This window comes from Streptomyces sp. NRRL S-455 (genome assembly GCF_000717875.1).
Lineage (GTDB): Bacteria > Actinomycetota > Actinomycetes > Streptomycetales > Streptomycetaceae > Streptomyces.
In genome coordinates this window covers 48958-66745 of the sequence record NZ_JOCT01000008.1, presented here as the reverse complement: position 1 = coordinate 66745, position 17788 = coordinate 48958, and the positions used below count along the sequence as shown (strand labels likewise).

The 17788-nt window shown below is 69.6% G+C and carries 13 protein-coding genes; 3 read left to right on the top strand and 10 right to left on the bottom strand.

Going from position 1 to position 17788, the window contains the following annotated elements; translation table 11 throughout:
- Window positions 1–161 precede the first annotated feature (161 nt).
- A complete protein-coding gene (locus IE97_RS0112650) occupies window positions 162–2024 on the top strand; it encodes a class I SAM-dependent methyltransferase (RefSeq protein WP_051704935.1) in 1863 nt (620 codons plus the stop codon).
- Here IE97_RS0112650 and IE97_RS0112645 read toward each other — a convergent pair.
- Window positions 1995–2810 carry an alpha/beta hydrolase gene (locus IE97_RS0112645; RefSeq protein ID WP_158708275.1) on the bottom strand — a complete coding sequence of 272 codons (816 nt, stop codon included), beginning with the start codon at window positions 2808–2810 and terminating at the stop codon, window positions 1995–1997. The genes IE97_RS0112650 and IE97_RS0112645 overlap by 30 nt on opposite strands.
- Before the next feature lie 351 nt (window positions 2811–3161).
- Here IE97_RS0112645 and ccrA point away from each other — a divergent pair, with 351 nt between their 5' ends.
- Window positions 3162–4484 carry a crotonyl-CoA carboxylase/reductase gene (gene ccrA / locus IE97_RS0112640; RefSeq protein ID WP_030236960.1) on the top strand — a complete coding sequence of 441 codons (1323 nt, stop codon included), beginning with the start codon at window positions 3162–3164 and terminating at the stop codon, window positions 4482–4484.
- Window positions 4485–4505: 21 nt separating this feature from the next.
- Here ccrA and IE97_RS0112635 read toward each other — a convergent pair whose 3' ends face one another.
- The 7 genes from IE97_RS0112635 to IE97_RS0112605 all read right to left on the bottom strand — a co-directional run bounded on the left by IE97_RS0112635 (window position 4506) and on the right by IE97_RS0112605 (window position 15456).
- Window positions 4506–11156: a type I polyketide synthase gene (locus IE97_RS0112635; protein ID WP_030236958.1), complete on the bottom strand. Its 6651-nt coding sequence runs from the start codon at window positions 11154–11156 to the stop codon at window positions 4506–4508.
- Between the two features lie 29 nt (window positions 11157–11185).
- Complete coding sequence (locus tag IE97_RS0112630) at window positions 11186–12946, bottom strand: fatty acyl-AMP ligase (RefSeq protein ID WP_420706078.1); 1761 nt, start codon at window positions 12944–12946, stop codon at window positions 11186–11188.
- 172 nt (window positions 12947–13118) lie between these two features.
- The gene (locus IE97_RS0112625; RefSeq protein WP_030236952.1) at window positions 13119–13397 is read right to left on the bottom strand and encodes a hypothetical protein; all 279 of its coding nucleotides are present in this window, start codon (window positions 13395–13397) and stop codon (window positions 13119–13121) included.
- Between the two features lie 65 nt (window positions 13398–13462).
- Entirely contained in the window at window positions 13463–13735 is a 273-nt protein-coding gene (locus IE97_RS0112620; protein ID WP_030236948.1) for a hypothetical protein, read from the bottom strand.
- Between the two features lie 265 nt (window positions 13736–14000).
- The gene (locus IE97_RS0112615; protein WP_030236944.1) at window positions 14001–14267 is read right to left on the bottom strand and encodes a hypothetical protein; all 267 of its coding nucleotides are present in this window, start codon (window positions 14265–14267) and stop codon (window positions 14001–14003) included.
- 425 nt (window positions 14268–14692) lie between these two features.
- The gene (locus tag IE97_RS0112610) at window positions 14693–14965 is read right to left on the bottom strand and encodes a hypothetical protein (RefSeq protein ID WP_030236941.1); all 273 of its coding nucleotides are present in this window, start codon (window positions 14963–14965) and stop codon (window positions 14693–14695) included.
- A gap of 221 nt (window positions 14966–15186) precedes the next feature.
- Window positions 15187–15456, bottom strand: coding sequence for a hypothetical protein (locus IE97_RS0112605; protein WP_030236938.1), 270 nt, complete (start codon window positions 15454–15456; stop codon window positions 15187–15189).
- 319 nt (window positions 15457–15775) lie between these two features.
- Here IE97_RS0112605 and IE97_RS43605 point away from each other — a divergent pair, with 319 nt between their 5' ends.
- Window positions 15776–16282, top strand: a complete 507-nt coding sequence (locus IE97_RS43605; RefSeq protein ID WP_063752194.1) for a chaplin — start codon at window positions 15776–15778, stop codon at window positions 16280–16282.
- Between the two features lie 70 nt (window positions 16283–16352).
- Here the strand turns inward: IE97_RS43605 and IE97_RS0112595 are convergent, their stop codons facing one another.
- A complete protein-coding gene (locus tag IE97_RS0112595; protein WP_030236931.1) occupies window positions 16353–17219 on the bottom strand; it encodes a tyrosinase family protein in 867 nt (288 codons plus the stop codon).
- Window positions 17203–17700, bottom strand: coding sequence for a tyrosinase family oxidase copper chaperone (locus IE97_RS0112590; RefSeq protein WP_030236929.1), 498 nt, complete (start codon window positions 17698–17700; stop codon window positions 17203–17205). Before IE97_RS0112590 ends, IE97_RS0112595 begins: the two co-directional genes overlap by 17 nt.
- Window positions 17701–17788 lie beyond the last annotated feature (88 nt).

Here is a 17788-nt window from a genome sequence, read left to right as displayed (position 1 = left end):
GGTAATCCAGGTGTGCCGGTTCTCCCGGTGTGCCGACGCCCTGCCGGGCCGTTACCCGATTGGCAGACCATAGACATATCGGGCGGCACGTTCCTGGACTCATCGGGCGAAGATGAGGAAAAGACCCCTTCTGGCGGGACGGGAAACTGATGCCAAGGAACATGGCCCGGCTCACCGCGGCAGCGCTCGGCGCGGGATTCACCCTCAACGCGGTGCGGCTCAACCGCCGACTGGCCGGGCTGCGCCTCCTCGAGCCCTCCGCGGATCCGTCCTCCCCCGACTTCCGGTTCGTGCTGGCCTCCGGGGTGCGGCTGGACGACGCGACCCGCCGCGCCGCCTGCGCCTTCGCTTCCCGGGAGGGGCTGCAGGTACTCGATCTGCTGCCGGGTGATCTGCCGACGGCGGAGCTGCTCGAATTCGCCCGCTTGGTGAACACCCGTTCCTTCCGGCGCGACAGGCTGGCCTTCGGACGGAGTGCCCAGCATGCCGTCGTCGTGGAGGCGGCCGTCCTGGAACGGCTCGGCACCGCCCTGCCCGCAGGCACGGATCTCGCGGGGCTCTCGGCCGCGGAACTGACCGGTCTGCTCGGGCAGCTGAAGAAGTGTGCGCCGGATACGACCGGGTTCGCGGTCGCGCCCGGGCTTCGCAGTGTCCGCCGTACCGCCCGGGAACGCGTCGCCGCCCGGCCGGGCGACACCTTCGTCCCGCTGTCGGCCGCCCTGGCGGCACGCCTGGCCGCCGGTGCGCTCACCTTCGCCTGCCTCGCGACGGCCCCGGCCTGGGGAGCGGCTGCCCTGGCCGGCTACGCACTGCAGCCGGCGCTGGTGCGCGGTCGCCGGTTCGCTCCCGCCGACCGCTACCGCGCCACCTGGCTCAGGCCCGTCCTGGGCCCTGGCGACTGGCTGCGTACCGCACGGGCAGCGCACGCCCTGCGCGGTCCGGCCGACCCGCACGCCGGGCTCCGCGCGGAATACCAGGCCGAGATCGCCCGGGGTGTCGAGCGGTTCTTCGAGCCACGCCGCGGCTCCTGCCCGTGGTGCGGGTCGTCCGACCTGAGACACCGCGTGACGGCACGGGACATGTACCAGGGAAAACCGGGCCGGTTCACTCTGGAGGAGTGCGGGGACTGCGGCCACACCTTCCAGAATCCCCGGCTGAGCCCGGCCGGCCTCGACTTCTACTACCGCGACTGCTACGACGGCATCGGCGAACGGCAGATGGAGAAGGTGTTCGCCCTCCAGGGTTCCGCCTACCGCGATCGCGCCCGCCTCCCCCACCCGCACACCACGCCACGGACCTGGCTGGACGTGGGGGCCGGGCACGGTCACTTCTGCCTCGTCGCCCAGGACGTCTGGCCGCAGACCGTCTTTCACGGCCTGGACCGCAGCGACGCCGTGGAGCGGGCCGAGCAGTACGGCTGGGTGCACCGCGGTCACCGGGGGGACTTTCCCGAACTGGCCGCATCCCTGGAGGCCGCCTACGACGTGGTCAGCATGTTCCACTACCTGGAGCACACCCTGGATCCACGAGCCGAACTGGATGCGGCCCGGGACGTCCTCAAGCCGGGCGGTCATCTGCTGATCGAGGTCCCCGACCCGCAGAGCTCGCTCAGCCGGCTGCTGGGCCGGCACTGGATTCCCTGGATGCAGCCGCAGCACGTGCACCTGATGCCCTTCGCCAACCTCAGACAGGCACTGCTGGAGCGGGGCTTCACCATGGTGAGGGAGCAGCGCGTCACCGGACGGCCGGGCGGGGACTTCTGCGGCGCCGTCGTGGAGCGCTTCCGCTCCTGGACGCCGAGCCCCCGGCATCCCTGGTCCCGGACGCCCCCGACCCGCACCCGGGCCCTGGCCCATGCGGCCATCTGGACGTGCTCGGTCCCACTGATCGCCGCGGCGGCCGCCGCCGACATCGCGATCGCTCCGTTCCTGGGGGCGCTGCGCGGTGGGCAGGCCTACCGGATTCTCGCCCGCAAGGAAGGCTGGCGTCCGTCCCTAGTAGCGGGGAGCCCGCAGCCCGAGTGAGTCCATCACCGTGGGCCAGATGCGGTGGAGTTCCTGCCGCCAGTACGGCCAGGAATGCGTTCCTGGCTCATACACGTGGGTCGTGACACGGACTCCTTCCGCGCGCAGTGCGGAGGCGAACCTCCTGATCTGCTCCGGAAGCGCCGCCTCGCCCAGCATGCTCACCAGAATGACGTCGGTGGAACGCCCCATGTCCAGCGGTCCGGGCATGCTGGTGCCGACTGACAGGTGGACGTGCGTTCCGCGGAAGGACCGCGCCATGGCGGCGGGGTTGTGGGACTGCCAGACATCCGCGTTCTTCACCGGGTCGCCCCACACCTGCTTGATGTCGACGCCGACCGCGAAGGAGCCGAGTCCGATGACCAGGCGCACAAACGGATCGTTGAGGTCCACGTAGGAACTCATCGCAGCCGCGTACCGGAACAGTCCCGGATGGTGTGCCGCGTACTTGAGTGCGCCGAAGCCGCCCATGGACAGTCCCACGACGGCGCGCGACGGGCCGGCCCGGTACTCCTTCTCCATGAGCCGCACGAGTTCGGTGGTGTGGAAGGTTTCCCAGCGGGGCGATCCGGCGAACCAGTCGCTGTAGTAGCCGTCCAATCCCGCGTCGGGCATGACGATGAGCACATCGAAGCTGCGCGACAGCTCCTCCACGTCCGTCTCACGGGTCCAGGCCGTGTAGTCGTCGGCGCCGCCGTGGAGCATGTAGAGGACGGGGAACGTCGCTTCCGGCCGCTCGCTCCAGCTCGCCGGAAGAATGACACGGACCGGGATGGACCTTCCCATGGCCGGCGAACTCACCGTGAGATCGCGCGTCCGGTCGTCGATCGTTCTCACGGCGGTGACACGGGCCTCCGCACCGGGAGGCCCGGGCGTGCCTTCCGGGCTCCGTTCAGCCGCATGCGCCCCGGTCGAGACGAGAGCGGCGACGAGCCCGAGACACACCAGCTGCGTTCTCAGATACTTCAGAAAATAGGACCACACGGCTGGGAGCATGACGGCGCACACCGTCCGCCACCGGCAGACACTCCGTTCGACAGCGGGCAGTCGCCCGTACAGCAGAGCAGCGGTTGCGGGGCATCGGATCAGCGGTTCTCTTGGGAACAGTCGTCAGACGTGATCAAGATTGGAGCCGACATGACATCGCCCCTGTCCGAAGCGGTCATCGCGGGTGCGGACGCAGCGGACCTCGAGTCCCTCCCCCTCCCGGACCACTTCCCGGCGGCCTGTGTGCGCGCCGACGATGTCGGCATGTTCGAGGGCGTCGAGGACAAGGACGTGCGCAAGTCCCTCAGCGTAGCGGACGTTCCCATGCCGGAACTCGCCCCCGACGAGGCTCTGATCGCCGTGATGGCCAGTGCCATCAACTACAACACGGTCTGGACGGCCATGTTCGAGCCGTTGCCCACCTTCCAGTTCCTCAAGGAGATGGGGAAGGCCGGAGGATGGCAGGCGCGGCACGATCTGCCGTACCACATCGTGGGTTCCGACGCTTCGGGCGTCATCGTCCGTACCGGATCGTCCGTGCGCAGGTGGAAGGTCGGTGATCATGTCTCGATCTCGCCGGCCTATGTCGACGAGCAGGACCCCGACACGCACCACGACGGCATGCTCGGGCTCGGGCAGAAGGCGTGGGGGTTCGAGACGAACTTCGGCGGTCTGGCGCACTACGCCGTCGTCCGGGCCAGCCAGTTGATGCCGAAGCCTCCCGCTCTGACCTGGGAGGAAGCGGCCGTCAACCCGCTGTGTGCGAGTACGGCGTACCGCATGCTGGTCAGCGACCGCGGCGCGCGGATGAAGCAGGGCGACATCGTGCTGGTCTGGGGCGCGACCGGCGGGCTGGGCTCCTACGCGGTCCAACTGGTGCGGGGCGGAGGCGGTATCCCGGTCGGCGTGGTGAATTCCGACGAGAAGGCACGTCTGCTCCGGTCGCTGGGATGCGACGCGGTCATCAACCGCCAGGAGGTCCTGGGCGGGGACGACACACTCCTGCAGCGTCCCGAGGGCTGGAAGAAGATGGGACGGGCGATCCGCGACGCGGTCGGAGAGGACCCGCACATCGTGTTCGAGCACGTCGGCAGGGCCACCTTCGCGGCCTCCGTGTTCCTGGCCAGGCGCGGCGGAACGGTCGTCACCTGCGGATCCAGTACCGGCTACGAGCACACCTACGACAACCGGTACCTGTGGATGCGGCTGAAGCGGATCATCGGCAGTCACGGCGCGAACCTTCACGAGCAGTGCGAGGTCAACCGGCTCATCAGCATGGGCAGCGTGGTTCCCGCCCTGTCGCGGACGTACCCGCTGGCGGAGGTGGGCGCGGCCACCCGGACTGTCCAGACCAACCAGCACATCGGCAAGGTCGGTGTGCTGTGTCTGGCCCCCCGTCCCGACCTCGGTGTCACCGACCCGGAGGCACGTGCCCGGATGGGTGAGGAGCGGTTGCGCCTGTTCCGCGGGTGATCCCCACGGAACAGGCGTGGCTCAGCGGTCGTCGGTCAGCGACCCGATGGCCCGGACGAGGTGCCGCGCGATGGTCTCGACATGGGGTGGGTCGATGAGGGACAGGTGGTCGCCCTCGACGGGGACGATCTCCAGGGACCGGCACAGGGGCGCCCACCCCAGGTCCGCCTCCTGCCGGAGGTAGCGCGGGTCCAGAGCGGTGGTGAGCTCCTGCGGTCGCTGGGCGCGGTAGAGCACCACGGGGCCGTCGTGCGGACGGGGGACGTACCGTTCGCCGACGCGGGCGTCGACGTACGAGGTCCGCTGGTGCTCCATGACCCCGGGGCTCATGTCGAGGCCGGCGTCGGCCACGAGTCGCATGATCACGTCGATCTGCCGCTCGTCCGGCGTGGCCGCCAGCTCTTCGTAGGGCAGGTCCAGGCGGTGGCCGTACGTCTTCTCGATGTACTCGGCGAAACGGCCGAAGCGCTCCAGCAGCAGCTCCGGTGAATCCTGCTGCGGCAGAGCCGCGGGCAGGATGGTGTCGATCAGCCCGAGGAACCCGACCTCCTGTCCCTCTTCGCCCAGTTGACGAGCCACCTCGTACGCCAGGCATCCTCCGAAGGACCAGCCGAGCAGGTGGTAGGGCCCTTCCGGCTGGATGTCACGCATGAGCGCGCGGTAGTGGGCCGCCTTGTCCTCCACGGTGTTCAGCTCTTCGACGCGTTCCAGCCCGTACACCGGCTGGTGGGCCGGCAGCAGCCCCGTCAACGGCAGGTAGACCGAGGTCGGTCCGCCGGCCGGGTGGAAGGTGAACAGCGGGGGCCGCGGTGCGCCGGGGACGGCGGGGCGCAGGGTGGTGAGTGCCGACGGGCCGGTTCGGTTGACCACCGGCCGGATCAGTTCGGCGACGGCCGCGACGGTCCGGTGGGCGAGAACGGCCTCGCCGGTCAGGCTCAGCTCCGTGTCGTCGCCCAGCCGCCGGCGGATGACGTCCACCATGGCCTCGGCGGCGCGTCGGTCTCCGCCGGCGGCGGTGAAGTCCTCGTGCACGTCCCTGGGTCCGCGCCGCAGAACCTCGGACCAGGCGCTCGCGACCAGCCGCTCGGCCGGGTCCCGGGCGCTGAGGGAACCGGGCAGCGGGGGTGCGGACGGCGGTGCCTGCCGGACGTTGTCGGGCCCTGCCGGTGAGGAGGCGGCCGTGGGTACCTCGGAGCCGAGGCCGAGTTGTTCCAGCACCGCGCCACCAAGTTCACGCAGGCAGGCGCCTCGCAGCAGGCGGGGGCCGGGCAGGTCGACGCCGAAGTCCTGGCGCAGGGCGTTGCGGATCCGCACCGCCATCAGGGAGTCCAGTCCGAGTTCGGTCAGCGCGGTCGTCTCGTCGAGTTCGTGGGCGCTGAACCCCATGATGGCCGCCGTCCTCTTGACCAGGCGGGCGTACACCATCTCCGGGGCGCAGCCGCCGAGAGCCGCGATGCCGGCCGGGCCCACCCAGTCGTCGGCGCCGACCGCGCTGTCCTCGAGAACGTCGTTGAAGAAGGGGATGGCTGACAGACCGGGGAACGCCGCCAGGACACGACCCGCGTCGAGGTGCACGACGCCGACATGCGTACGGTCGAGGGTGACGAGCGCCTGCAGGGCGTCCATTCCCTCGGCCAGGTGGATGGGCTCCAGGGCCGACGCCGGGTTCGCGGCCGCCGCGCCGACGTTCTCCCAGGGGCCCCAGGCGATGGAGGTCGCCGGCCGGCCGGAGGATCTGCGGTGGTGAGCCATGGCGTCGAGCCAGGCGTTGGCGGCCGCGTACGCGGACTGTCCCGGTGAGCCGATCAGTGCCGCGGCGGAGCTGTAGATCACCCACCAGTCCAGGTCATGGCCGTCGACGGCCGCCTCCAGGTTCCGGGCCCCGACGGTCTTCGGCCGCAGCACGTGGTCGAGGTCCGCGGGCTCGAGGTCCGTGATCAGGCGGTCGTGCAGAACACCGGCACAGTGCGCGATGCCTCGCAGGGTGTGCCCTTCTCCGACAGCGGCGGCCACCAGGCCGGCGGCGACATCCGGTTCCGCGATGTCGCCCCGGACCACGGCGACGGAGACTCCCCGGTCCCGCAGCTCGGCCAGGACGGACTGGGTTTCGGGCCCGGGGGCACGACGTCCGTTCAGGACGATACGCCCGGCCCCTTGCTCGGCGAGCCGCCCCGCGGTCGCCAGGCCCAGGCCGGTCAGCCCGCCGGTGACGATGTAGGCGCCGTCAGGACGGGTGAACGCCACGCCGCCGTTGCCCTGGGGGGCGAGGTCGGCACGGGCGAGACGGGCGGTGAGGCGGGTGCCGGCCCGCCAGGCGATCTCATCGGCGTCGCCGTCGGCGAGAAGCTCCTGGACGAGGTCACCGACCGCACCGGGCTGTTTGTCGATGTCCACCAGCGAGGTGCGCAACTGGGGGTGTTCGAGTGCCATGACGCGGACGAGCCCACGCAGACAGGCGAGATGCGGCACCCCGGGCTCCCCCGGGCCCGTCGCCTGTGCCAGCACGGTGGCCATCCACAGGCGCGGCGGTTGCCGGTCGGCGCCCCCGGCCAGGCGGCGGGCCACCCGTGCCGCCGTGCGCAGGGGCCGCATGTCGTCGTCGCGTTCGTGCTGGGGGAAGAGCAGGACGACGGCGCTCGGGCCGTCGTCCCGCGGGTTCTCCAGCCAGGTGTCGAGTACGGCGTCGCAGGCGTCGCCGCGGGCCTGCGTGACGTCGACGCCCCCGGCTTCCAGGGCCGAGGCGAGCGAGGCCGTGATGCCACCGCCCGCGGCGTCCCCTTCGTCGCTCAGGAGAAGGGCACGGTGCAGGTCCAGCGGCAGGGGGACGGTGGACTTCTGCCACTGGATGTCGTAGGCACACGTCTCCAGGGGCCGGGGTACCTCGTGATGCTCGATGGGACGGAGCTGGACGAACCGGGCGACCAGCTCGCTCTCGGCGCCCTGGGCGGTGACGTGCCAGAGGCTGCCGTCGGGGTCGGCGGGCGTGCGGCGGATGTCGTATCCGCTGTCGAGGAGACCCGGCCCCTTGATGTCCAAGGTCCGTACCGCGACCGGGACGGCGTGCGCGGTGGCTCCCGCGGCACCCAGCGCTTCCAGCATGGCCGTCAGCAGATACCCGTAGAACGGCCCGCGCGGGTGCGGCAGGTCCTCAGGGGTGAAGGGCTGAACCAAGTCCGTGGCCTGTTCCGCGGGGTGGAGCTCGCGCCGGGGCTCCGGATCCTCGCGCGGGGGTTCCGGATCGCGGGTGATACGGGCCGAGGCGTAGCAGCGCCAGGCCGTGCCGGTGCCGCGGGCGTGCAGGGTGACGGTCCCGTGTGTACCGGAGGCCGGTTCCCACACCACGGTCAGCGGAGTGCTGCTGGAGAGGGCGAGCCACTGGTGGATCTTCAGGTCCTCGACGCCGAGGTGAGTGAGGCCCTCTCGGCCCCACAGCTCCAGGCCGGCCTCGATCACCAGCTCCGCGGCCTCGGCGAGGGTCAGCACCGCTCGGTCGTGGACCGTACTCCCGGGGCGGTGCCGACGGGTACCGACGTCTCCTTGCCACAGCACGACGCCGGTCCGCGGGTCGTCGGTACGCACACCCAGCAAGGGATGCCCGCCGACCGCGGTCGAGGCGGCGGTGCGCGAGAACCAGAACCGTCTGTGCCGCCAGGCCGGGGTGGGCAGCTCGGTGCGGCCTCCTGTGGGCCACAGACCGGTACTCATCGTGACGCCCGCGAAGTGCAGCCTCGCCAGTGCGGCGCGCAGGGCGACGGTGTCGTCCGCGTTCTTGTGCAGGGTCGGGACGACCAGGGCCTGGTCCCCCACCGTTGTGGCGTCGAGCGTCTCGGTGAGGGGGACGACGGCGATGGGATGGGGCGAGATCTCCAGGAACAGGGTGTGGCCGTCTTCGGTTGCCGCGGTCACCGCCTGGTGCAGACGCACCGGGCGGCGGACGTTGGCGCACCAGTAATCCGCATCGGCGGCCGGGACCGCGCGGGGATCCTCGAGGACCGTGCTGTACCAGGGCGTCGTGGCTGCGCTCGGGCGCAGAGCGCCGAGGTCCTCGCGCAGGGGCGGCAGGATGGGATCGACCGCGGCCGAGTGTCCGGCTCCGCCGACCTCCAGCAGCCGGGCGAGGTGACCCTGCTCGGACAACTCGTCCACCAGGTCGCGCACCGCACCGGCCGGCCCGGCCACCGTGCAGCGTTCCGGCGAGGAGTGGACGGCGACCTCCACACCGGGAAAGCGGCCGAGAACGTCCGTCCGGGACGGTGCGGGCAGCTCGATCGCGGCCATCGCGCCGGCCTGTTCGGCGTCGATGCCGGCGAGGCGCGCCGATCGGCGGGCGATGACGCGCAGTCCGTCGGCGGCGTCGAGAGCGCCCGCCACCACGGCGGCTGTGACTTCGCCCATCGAATGGCCGATGACGGCAGCGGGTTCCACGCCGTAGGCCCGCATGGTCTGCGCCAGGGCCAGCTGGATGCCGAAGAGCAGTGGCTGGGTACGGTCCACCGTGCGGCCGGAATCGACCGTGATCAGGTCGGTCAGTGAGGAGCCGGTCTCCGCGTGGAAGGCCGGATCGAGCGCGGCCACCTGGGCGGCGAAGCGGGAGTCACCGGTCAGCAACCGCCGCCCCATGCCCTTCCACTGTGAGCCGTAGCCGGAGAAGACGAAGACCGGTCGGCGCGCTGTGCCCGACTGGGCCGCTCCCGCGTCGGTGCACGCGGCGACCACGCCGGGGACCGTCTCGTCCCGGGCCAGCGCGGCGAGCTTGGCGGCCGCCTCGGGGCGGGTCCGCGCGACGACGGCGGCGCAGGACGGGCCACGGCGGTGCGCGGCGAGGGTGTGGGCGATATCGGTGAGCGAGGGCGCGTCACCGGCGGCCACCCAGCGCGACAGACTCGCGGCCACGTCGGCGATCCGCTCCGCGGAACGGGCGGACACCACCAGAACGTGCGGCCGACCCCCCTCTTGGTCGTCTCCTTGGCCGGCTTCTTGTCCGGCTTCTCGGCCGCCTTCTCGGCCGTGGGTCGCCGATGGCCGCGCGGGACCCGCGACGGTGGACGGCGCCTGCTCGAGGACGGCGTGGGCGTTCGTGCCACCAAAGCCGAACGCGGACACGCCGGCGCGCCCCGTACGGCTCCCCCGTGCGGGCCAGGCGGTCGGTTCGCTGACCACGCGCAGGCCCAGTTCGCTGAAGTCGATGTGGGGGTTGGGGCTGCGGAAATGGAGCGTGGCCGGGATGCGGCCGTGATGCAGGGCCAGCGCGGTCTTGATCAGTCCGATGATGCCGGCCGCGCCTTCGAGGTGGCCCAGGTTGCTCTTGACCGATCCGATGAGCAAGGGCTGGTCGGGCCGTCTGCCGCGGCCGACGACCGCTCCGAGAGCGGCTGCTTCGATGGGGTCTCCCAGCAGGGTCCCCGTCCCGTGCGCTTCGACGTAGTCGATGTCGGCGGCGTCGAGCCGCGCGTCCCGCAGGGCGTCGCGCAGCAGTTCCTCCTGCGCCGCCGGGTTGGGTGCCATGAGGCCCGCCGACCGGCCGTCCTGGTTCACGGCGGTACCCCTGACGACGGCGAGCACCCGGTCGCCGTCGCGCCGGGCGTCGGCGAGACGCTTGAGCACGACGACGCCGCAGCCCTCACCACGGGTGATGCCGTCCGCCGCGGCGTCGAAGGGCTTGCACCTGCCGTCCGCGGCCAGCGCACCGGCCTGTTCGAACGATGCCGTGACCGCCGGCGACAGGAGCACGTTGACCCCCGCGGCCAGTGCCGTGTCGCACTCCCCGCCGCGCAGACTGCGACAGGCCAGATGCACGGCTACGAGCGACGACGAACAGGCCGAGTCGACGGTGATGCTGGGGCCGCGGAAATCGAGCAGGTAGGACACGCGGTTGGCGACGATGCTGCCGGCGGCTCCGGTACTGGTCCACGGTGTCAGGCGCGCGGGGTCGGAGGTGGTCAGCTGCCCGTACTCGAGGGCGCTCAGGCCGACGAAGACGCCGGTGCGGGTGGACCGGAGGGCGTGCGCGGGAACGCCGGCGTGGTCCAGCGCCTCGCAGGCGACTTCGAGCACCAGCCGTTGCTGGGGGTCCATGACTTCGGCCTCGCGGGGCGTGATGCCGAAGAAGTCCGCGTCGAAGCCCTCGATGTCGTCGAGGAAGGCGCCCCGCTGTGTGGTGGATTCCATCAAGGTGGTGGCGTCGGGCGCGGTGCCGGTGAAGTTCCGCCAGCGTCCCGAGGGCACCTGGCCGATCGCGTCCGTTCCTGCCAGAAGGTGCTCCCAGAGCGCGTCCGGTCCCTGCACGTTCGGGGGCAGACGGCAGCCGATGCCGATGATCGCGACGGCGTGGTCGTCAGTGCCGGCCGTGCCGGCCGTGGCCGCTTCGCCGGACGTGTCCGACTGCTCGTCGGTCTCCGCGGTGTCGGCGGTGTCAGCGGTGTCAGGGGTCGACAGAGCGCTGACCAGTTGTCCGATCGTGGGGTGTTCCCACAGCAACGTGGCGGGCAGCGACCGGTCCAGTAACTTCTCCAACTCGCCGGTCAGTCCGACGGCGTCGCGCGAGGTGAGGCCGTACTCCGCCAGGGGGCGGGCGTCGTCGAGCTGTTCCGGGGAGAGGCCGCTGATGTCCGAGACCATCCGGACCAGCGCGTTCCGCAGTGCGGTGACGTCCGGTCGGGAGCGACCGGCCATCGTGGGCTCCCGGTGTCCGCCTGGTTGCTTCATGCGGTGACTCCCGCTCTCTGTCCTCGCGTGTCCGAGCTCCAGGCCCCCTGGAGGTAGCGCTCGCGGCATGCTCCGCGGGCGACCTTGCCGCTCGTGGTGTGGGGTACGGTGCCGGGCTCGGCCAGGACGAAGTCATGGACGGCGACGGCGTGACCGGCGGACACCGCCGCACGGACGGCACGAGTCACCTCGTCCAGGACCCCCTCGGACACCGCGAGGTCACGGGCGTGCTCGGCGACGACGACGAGACGTTCTCCGTCGTCGGTGAGAACGGAGAACGCCGCGGTGTGGTGACGGCGTACGGCCGGGTGGGCGCCCTCGACGGTCTGCTCGATGTCCTGCGGATAGTGATTGGTGCCGTCGATGATCACCAGGTCCTTGATGCGGCCGGTGATGTAGAGCTGCTGGTCGTGCCGCAGTGCGAGATCGCCGGTCCGCAGCCAGTGCTGCTGGGCGCGGTCGCCGTGGAGGGTGGCGCGGAAGGTGGCTTCGCTCTCTTCCGCGCGCCCCCAGTAGCCCCGTCCCACGTTGGGTCCGCGCAGCCAGACCTCGCCGACGTGCCCGTCCTCCAGACGGACCCGGGTGACCGGGTCGACGATGGCGGCTTCCTGACCGTTCGGCTGTCCGCATCCGACCAGGCGGGTCACGGCCCGCGTTTCGGTGGCCTCGACCACCCGGGCGGTGCCGTCCGCCAGCGCGTCACGGTCGAAGCAGGTGACGGTCGGCTCCTGCCCGGCCGGTGAGGCGGCGACGAACACGGTCGCCTCGGCCAGTCCGTAGGACGGGCGCATGGCGGTGCGGACCATGCCGACGGGTGCGAAGGCCTCCTGGAACCGTCGCAGCGTCTGCTCGGCGACGGGTTCACTGCCGTTCACCATGGCGGCGACCGAACCCAGTGACAGCTCGCCGCGCTCCTCGTCGGTGACGCGGCGCACGCAGTAGTCGAAGGCGAAGTTGGGAGCGGCGGTGAGGGCTCCCGGGTACTGGGTGAGCAGACGCAGCCATCTGACGGGCTGTTGCACGAAGGCCAACGGCTCCATGAGAACGGAGGGAACGTGGCCGACGATGGGCATCGCGATCGCCAGTACCAGCCCCATGTCGTGATACAGCGGAAGCCAGCCGACGGTGCGGTTGCGCCCGGTGCGGATGTCGTACGCCTCCAGGGCCTGGCGTGCGTTGGCACAGACGTTGGCATGGGTGATCTCCACCCCGGACGGCACGCGGGTGGAGCCGGAGGTGTACTGCAGATAGGCACAGTCCTCGGGGCGCGGGTGAAACGTCTCTCCACCCTCCGGTACGCCCCCTGACACCGACTCTGAGAGCAGGTCCTGCTCGGTGACCACGCGCACGCGCAGACCGTCCTGGTCGGCGCAGAACTTCTCCGCGGCCTGGAGCGAGTCGGGGCTGGTGAGGGCCAGCACCGGGTCGGCGTCCGCGAGCGCTGCGGCGAGCTTCTCCGCATGACCCGGCAGGGCCGGGGGGAACAGGGGAACGGCGATCGCGCCGGCGCACGTGGCCGCGATGAAGCCGACCACGTAGTCGAGGTTCTGCGGCGCCACGATGGCCACGCGCTCACCGGCCGCCCCGGCGTGGCGCAGGGCCGTCGCGAGGGTGCGTACCCGCCGCTCCAGTTGGCGCCACGTCAGAGTGGAAGGGACTCCGTCGCGGTCGGTGCTGAAGTCCACGAAAGTGAACGCTGTCTCGTCGGGTGTTCGTGCTGCGGCCCGAGCGAGATGGTGGCTGATGGTGTCACTCACGATTTCCAGCACTGAGTCACCGAACCTTCGTTCCGAAGCGGCTACACCGCCTGGTGCAACACATTCGGGGATGGCCGGGGCGCGATTCCGCTCCCGGCCACCCCCGTATGTACGAGTGGGCTTGCGCGACTGGTGCCGACGGCGAAGGCGCCTCGGCCGTCTCGGTCTGACGTCAGAACTTCTTGTCGGGGACGGAGAAGCTGCTGACGCAGTCGATCTGGCCGCCCGAGGCAGGACAGCTCTGCGTCGAGTCATTGACGACGGTGATGTTTCCGCGCTTGTCGGTGGTGACCTGGTACTCCCTCACCTGCGAACAGTGCGTTTCGCCCTTGCCGTTGTCGACGCACCCACTCGAACCGTCTTCAGCGAAGGCTTGGACGGCACCGGCACCGATCAGAGCAAAGCTCCCCAGGACGCCCACTGCCGCTGCGATCTTCCTTGAATTGAACATCTGCCTTTTCCTTTTACCGTCGGCCCCGTGACTGGACTGCGGTGGCTGCCTGACCCGATGAACTACTACTTGCCGGCGGGGACAACCTGAGCGCACTTCACCGACTTGTGCTCGCTCTGGTCGACGTACTGGACGCCGAGGAGGTTGACCACGAGATTCACGTCACCGACGTTGACCAGTCCCCAATAGGCCTCATCCGAGGAGCACTTCTGGTTCTGCTGGGTGTTGTCGGCCTTGGTCTTCGAGTCCCCGCCCGCAGCGTGGCTGACGCCAGCGCCCAGGAAGCTGACGCTGCCGAGCATGGCAACGGCGACTGCCGCCTTCTGGAACTTGCGCATTACTTCTCCGTTCTCGTTTCGTCACAGTCAGCAACAGACCGACCGCGCACAGTTGTCAACTGTAAGGGATAGTGGGGGCATCAGTGAGCGAGACACCCAAGATGGAAGCTTCCCTGAAAAGACCCATAATCTAGCTTTTATGCCTGCACATGAGTGACCGTCTGAGCGACTCAAGCGACCTGCGCCGGGAACCCAAACAGCAGGCCCCGGGGCTCGAACGCCTGGTTCGAGCCCCGGGGCCTGCCTGGGATCACCCGGCCAGTACTTACCGGCCGATGGTGAAGAGCTGAGTGCACTCCACCGACTTGTGCTTGCTCTGGTCGACGAACTGGAGACCGGCAGCGTTGGTGAATGCGGTGGTGTCAACCGCCTCGGTGCCCGTGATGTTGAGTTCGTCCGCCGAGCACTCCTGGCTCTGCTTGTTGTCGAGCTTGACCTTCGGGTCCCCGTCAGCGTGACCGACACCGGCACCCATGAAGCTGACACTGCCGAGCATGGCCGCGACGACTGCGACCTTCTGGTACTTGCGCATTACGTCTCCGTTTCTTACGTCGACACAGTCCGTTACGGGCTGGTCACCGACAGTCCTCACCTTAAGGGGCCTTTCTGGTTTTTTGCCACGCGAAACGCCCATTGCGCACTTATCTCGAGAGGTTTCCGTCACGGGAGGCACTTGCTGCGGCGTCCGCAAGCAGGCAAGCGAGCCGACCATCCAGGCCATGCCGGACAGGCTCGCCGCGCAGTACGTCACGCCGGCTGCGCATGATCGCGGGATCCGACGACGACCTGGCGGACATGGTCACCCGCGTTGCAAACATCCCGGGGTGAACCGACTGCCGCCCCGGCAGGACGCCGCCGCGATCGCGCCCAAGGCCGCGGGGACCCGACCTCGCCCCAAGCAGAAAAGCAGGCCCCGGGGCTCGAACACGAACCCCGGGGCCTGCCTGGATCAGCTGATCAGTGCTTACCGCCGATGGTGAAGAGCTGAGCACACTCCACCGACGTGCGCTCACTCTGGTCGACGACCTGGATGCCCGCGGCGTTGGTCGGAGCGAAGGTGTCGGCCAGGTCGCTGCCCGTGATGTTGACCTCGTCCGCCGAGCACTTCTGGCTCTGCTTGTTGTCGAGCTTGACCTTCGGGTCCCCGTCAGCGTGACCGACACCGGCGCCCAGGAAGCTGACACTGCCGAGCATGGCCACGACGACCGCGGCCTTCTGGTACTTGCGCATTACGTCTCCGTTTCTCGCGTCGACACAGTCCGTAATGGGCTGGTCACCGACAGTTCTCACTGTAAGCGATGTTTGCGGCTTTTGAACGCGTGAAACGCCCAGACGCGAAAAGATAGCAATCCATCACGAATCAGACATAACGGCGTCGCCATCAGGCGGTAGCCCCGGGGCTCGGACGCCTGGCTCGAGCCCCAGGCCTACCTGGACCACCTGATCAGTGATTACCTGCCGAGCCCGAAGATCTGGGCACAGTTCACCGTGTTGCGGTCGCTCGCGTCGAGGAACTGGTTGCCCGCGGCGTTGGTCGGAGCGAAGGTGTCCGCCGCTTCGGTGCCAACGATGTTCACCTCGTCCGCGGAGCACAGCTGGGTCTGGTCGCTGTCGAGCTTGAGCTTGTGGCCGTCGTCGCCCGCGTGGCTGACGCCGGCACCCAGGAAGCTGACGCTGCCGAGCATGGCCGCGACGACCGCGGCCTTCTGGTACTTGCGCATTACCTCTCCGTTTCATGAGTAGGCGCAGCCCGTGATGAGCTGAGCACTGACAGTCATGAACATACGGTGCTGTTTGTGATTTTTGATGATGAAACGCTCGGATGTGTAATTTTTCCGAGAGACCGCAGGTCAGAGCACTGTCGCCCGTCCCTCGGATGGTCGAACCGGGTGGCCGCGTCCGACGGCGCGCGCATCCCGGGCAAAGAGGGTGATCCGGAGGAACTTGCCGTGACCGGTGCGAAGGCGACGCGTTGAAGGGGAAGTGCGATCGCTCATTCCGCTACCGCACTCACCGAGCCAGTAGAAGGAGAACGTCTTTATGTCTCGCATCGCGAAGGTTGGCACTCTCGCTCTCGGCGCGGGCGCCGTTGTGCTCAGCTTGCCCGGTGTCGCCGCGGCGGACGCCGACGCCAAGGCCGCTGCGTACAAGTCGTCCGGCTACCTGTCCGGCAATGTGATCCAGGTCCCGATCCACGTGCCGATCAACGTGTGCGGGAACACCGTCACCGTGTTGGGCGGTCTCAACCGGGCCGCCGGCAGCGTCTGCGAGAACAACGAGGGCGAGAAGAAGCACCACAAGAAGCACGAGGCGCGCGACAAGCACGACAAGCACGACAAGAAGCAGCACAAGGCGCACGACAAGAAGGACGTCAAGAAGGACGTCAAGAAGCACGACGAGAAGCAGCACAAGGCGCACGCCGACAAGCACGACAAGAAGGACCTCAAGAAGAACGCCGACAAGCAGCACAAGGCGCACGCCGACAAGCACGACAAGAAGGACCTCAAGAAGAACGCCGAGAAGGTTCTCCAGGGTTACGGCCTCTGACGTTCTTCGTCCTCAGCGGAGAGCCCCGGCGTCCTGGAACGCCGGGGCTCTCCTCTTGGACGCGCCTCGCTCACCCGTACCGGTAGATCCGGCCGACGTCCTCGAGTTCGTCCGGCGACACGTCCCACGGCGGCAGCTTCTGGTGCCGGGCCACGATCCGGCCGTGCTGCTCGTCGTCAGGGCCCGGCGGTGTGGCGGGGAGATAGCGGGCTCCGCGATGACGGCGTTGCCAGCGGTACCACTGCAGGTCGATGAAGGCGTGGTGCAGCCAGAAGACGGGATCGTTGACGGAGGCGGCGCCGAGCATGGCCCCGCCGACCCAGCGGTGCACTCGGTTGTGATTGCGCCAGGAGGCCTTGCCCCGGCCGCTGCCCCAGCCCTCCAGTCTGCCGCGGAAGCCTCGTGTGACCGTCGAGTCCCAGGGCGCCACATCGTAGGTGGGCTCCTTCAGCGCCCACTCCAGTTCCCTCTTCGTGGGCAGGCCGGCCGGGGCCCGCGGGCTGCCGAGGTCGCGGGTGAGGAACTTCTCGTCGGTGACGCCCACCTTGATGGTCCAGTCGCCCTCCCGGTAGGCGAACGGACCTGTCATCACCTGGCGGTCGGAGCGGCGCCCGTTGCCGCCGAGAAGGTCCGCCGTCCAGGGGGCGGAGGTGGTCGTGCGGTCGCGTGTCCAGTCCCAGTACGGCAGGGTCACCGACGAGTCCACTCGGCGTAGGGCGCGCTCCAGTTCGAGCAGGAACTGGCGGTGCCAGGGCAGGAAGGAAGGCGCCATGTGCGCGGTGCGCAGTCCGTGCTCACCGTCGGAGGCGAAGTGCGCGATGTGCAGGCGCACGAACTCGTCGTATTCGCCTCGCCGTTTGAGCTCCAGCAGCGCCTTGACGAACCGGCGCTTCTCCGCCCTGGTGAGCGTGGCGGCGTCCTTACGCACGTACGCCATGCTGGTGACCCGTGTTCAGGTGCCCACCGTCCGCCGGTTGCGGAACCAGGGCGCGCAGCCGCTGACCGGGACCGAGTTCGTCGACGGCGGCGCGGGCCGCCTCGATCGGTGTCGGGTACGAACAGTAGTGGTCCACCATGCTCAGCCAGGTGCCGTCGGCGCGGCGCATCAGATGCAGGGGGCGGCCGTCCACGGTGACATGCCACCGGCCGTCCTCGGCTGTGCCGCACCCGGGGAACCACCGGCCGCGGATGCGGCGGCCGCGGTACGCGACGTCGAAGGCCGTGTCACCCGCGGCGGTCCCGGGTCGGGGGAGCCGGGGCCGGGAAGCGGCGGACGCTGAGGTCAGGGCGGCGATGAGCGCGCAGGAGTACAGTCCGCGCGCCAGGTCCCGCCGTGTTCTGCCCACCGCTGCCGGCCGCGCCGGGGCAGGTGCTCCGTCCTCGGCACCCAGCGGCACTCCGCCGACGCTGACGACCATGGCTCACTCCTCGTCCGGTTCGGTTGATCCGTAGCGCTAACCGCCGAGCACCCCGCGCGGTCACCGCCGGGCGGCCAGGACAGTGATC

Excerpts from the sequence above, each read along its gene's own strand:
- IE97_RS0112610 (WP_030236941.1), bottom strand. The coding sequence starts at position 14,965 with ATGCGCAAGTACCAGAAGGCCGCGGTCGTCGTGGCCATGCTCGGCAGT.
- IE97_RS0112615 (WP_030236944.1), bottom strand. The coding sequence starts at position 14,267 with ATGCGCAAGTACCAGAAGGTCGCAGTCGTCGCGGCCATGCTCGGCAGT.
- IE97_RS0112625 (WP_030236952.1), bottom strand. The coding sequence starts at position 13,397 with ATGTTCAATTCAAGGAAGATCGCAGCGGCAGTGGGCGTCCTGGGGAGC.
- IE97_RS0112645 (WP_158708275.1), bottom strand. The coding sequence starts at position 2,810 with ATGGGAAGGTCCATCCCGGTCCGTGTCATTCTTCCGGCGAGCTGGAGC.
- IE97_RS0112620 (WP_030236948.1), bottom strand. The coding sequence starts at position 13,735 with ATGCGCAAGTTCCAGAAGGCGGCAGTCGCCGTTGCCATGCTCGGCAGC.
- IE97_RS43605 (WP_063752194.1), top strand. The coding sequence starts at position 15,776 with ATGTCTCGCATCGCGAAGGTTGGCACTCTCGCTCTCGGCGCGGGCGCC.
- IE97_RS0112650 (WP_051704935.1), top strand. The coding sequence starts at position 162 with ATGGCCCGGCTCACCGCGGCAGCGCTCGGCGCGGGATTCACCCTCAAC.
- IE97_RS0112635 (WP_030236958.1), bottom strand. The coding sequence starts at position 11,156 with ATGGCCGGTCGCTCCCGACCGGACGTCACCGCACTGCGGAACGCGCTG.
- IE97_RS0112590 (WP_030236929.1), bottom strand. The coding sequence starts at position 17,700 with ATGGTCGTCAGCGTCGGCGGAGTGCCGCTGGGTGCCGAGGACGGAGCA.
- IE97_RS0112595 (WP_030236931.1), bottom strand. The coding sequence starts at position 17,219 with ATGGCGTACGTGCGTAAGGACGCCGCCACGCTCACCAGGGCGGAGAAG.
- ccrA (WP_030236960.1), top strand. The coding sequence starts at position 3,162 with ATGACATCGCCCCTGTCCGAAGCGGTCATCGCGGGTGCGGACGCAGCG.
- IE97_RS0112605 (WP_030236938.1), bottom strand. The coding sequence starts at position 15,456 with ATGCGCAAGTACCAGAAGGCCGCGGTCGTCGCGGCCATGCTCGGCAGC.